The sequence below is a fragment of the Maritimimonas sp. 2210JD6-3 genome (genome assembly GCF_056591795.1).
Window position 1 is genome coordinate 1 of record NZ_JBWQOJ010000074.1, and the last position, 2257, is coordinate 2257.

Genomic DNA, 2257 nt, shown 5'->3' on the forward strand with positions numbered 1-2257 from the left:
GGTTAAATCATAAATCTCATCTGATTCTACAAGAACATCATCAACCGTAGCCACCGTAACTGTAAAACTTGTAACACCTGCTGGTACTGTAATCGTACCTGAAACAGCATCATACGTAACACCATTACTAAATACTGGTGGTAAGGTATAGTCCGCACCACTCGTAGTATTGTCTGCTAATACAAACGGATACGTCTCATCTGAAGTAGATTCTACAACGCCAACGGTATGAACTAAGTCTGTACCTTCAACTTCACTCTCTGAACTTACTGAAGTAATAGCCGGTGTATCATTGTTCTGTATCGTACCTGTAGCTGCAATACCGCCAATCGTTAAATCATAAACTTCATCTAGCTCTACAACTGCATCATCAACCGTAGCAATCGTAACTGTAAAACTCGTAACCCCTGCTGGAACCGTAATCGTACCCGAAACAGCATCATACGTAACACCATTACTAAATACTGGTGGTAAGATGTAGTCTGATCCACTCGTAGTATTGTCTGCCAATACAAACGGATAGGTTTGATCTGATGTGGACTCTACTACACCAACGGTATGAACTAAATCTGTACCTTCAACTTCACTCTCTGAACTTACTGAAGTAACTGCTGGTACATCGTCGTCAGTTATTGTACCTATACCTTGATTATCTGTTATATTAATAGCATTACCACTTGTATCTCCAGTAGCACCAGTAAGGTTTACTTCAAAATTCTCTATCGATTCATTGATCAAATCATTCACAATAGTCACAGTAACATTACCTGTTGTGTTTCCTGCCAGAATTGTAACACTGAGTGTAGTTGGTTCTGAATAATCACCTGTTTCTACTGCCGTATCATCGTCAATTGTAAAGGTGACTGTTATGTCTTCTGAACTTGTTGTATTTAAACTTACAATAAAATCTGCTGTAGCATCTGTTCCTTCTGTAACATTTACATCATTAATACTTACGGAAATATTATCGTCATCGTTAATAGTTCCTATACCTTGCGCGTCGCTCAACGTTAATATTGTACTTGTAGTGTTTGTTGTTGCCCCTGTAAGATTTACTTCAAAGGTTTCTACAGGTTCATTATTTGTGTCTTCTACGGTTGGTATAGTAATTGTTCCTGTAGTACTTCCTGCAGGAATCGTTATCGTTAAGGTAGTAGGCTCTGTGTAATCTGAACCTTCTAATGCTGTCACATTATCAATGGTAAAACTTATGGTTATATCTTCATCAATAGCATTACTGATACTTACCGTAAAGACAGCATCGTCACCTTCATTTGTAGTAACATCATTAATAGTTACTTCAGGACAAGTATTATCACCAGTTACGATAACATCGCTTGAAGTCGTATTACATCCTGTATCATTATTAGTCACCATGACGAAATAGGTTCCAGACTGATCTACTACAGGAGACGCCGTATTTGCTCCGCTTACGATATTACCATCTGCTGTTGTCCATAAATAACTAACATTCGTCGCATTCGTTGTTACATTCAGTGTTCGAGTAGGAACTCCACATGAAATTGTTCCTCCTCCACTAACTATTGCAGTTGGAAATGGCGGTACAATAATAGTTTGCTGTACGTTAATGGAGTTTCCTGCTGCATCCGCAACTCTATAAGTTCTTGTAATTGTTTCTGGATTTGGATTCCCATCGCTTACATCACTTACAAAAGTTACAATAGGATTTACTGTACAATTATCGGCTTCATCAGTCACTACTGAAATATCTGGTGCTGGAGCTGATCCACCACATGCAACTGTTATTGATGTTGGATTACTTGCTGTTGGCGGTGTTACATCATCAATAATAACATTCTGAGTCTGCGTCGTTACATTACCATTGCCATCATCATAACTCCACGTTACTACCGTAGTACCTTGTGCTGTAATAGGGAAGCTCGTCGTCGTAGTGCCTGTAATACTACCCACACAGTTATCCGTAGCTGTAGGCGCGGTAATAGCCGTTACTTCACACTGCTCAGTAACATCCAGTAAGGTAGCCGTGTCTGCTACTGGAGCCGTAGTATCATCTATAATAACATTTTGTGTCTGCGTCGTTACATTACCATTGCCATCATCATAACTCCAGGTAACTACCGTAGTACCTTGTGCTGTAATAGGGAAGCTCGTCGTCGTTGTACCTGTAATACTACCCACACAATTATCCGTAGCTGTAGGAGCCGTAATAGCCGTTACTTCACACTGCTCAGTAACATCGGGTAAGTTCGCTACATCGGGCGTTGGGGCCGTAGTA

1 protein-coding gene is annotated in these 2257 nt (G+C 40.1%); it reads right to left on the reverse strand.

Features of this window, described 5'->3' with window-relative positions; translation table 11 throughout:
• Window positions 1-2257 (reverse strand): beta strand repeat-containing protein (locus AC1EUY_RS15915; RefSeq protein WP_480196539.1); only part of this gene is annotated, 2257 nt, incomplete at both ends.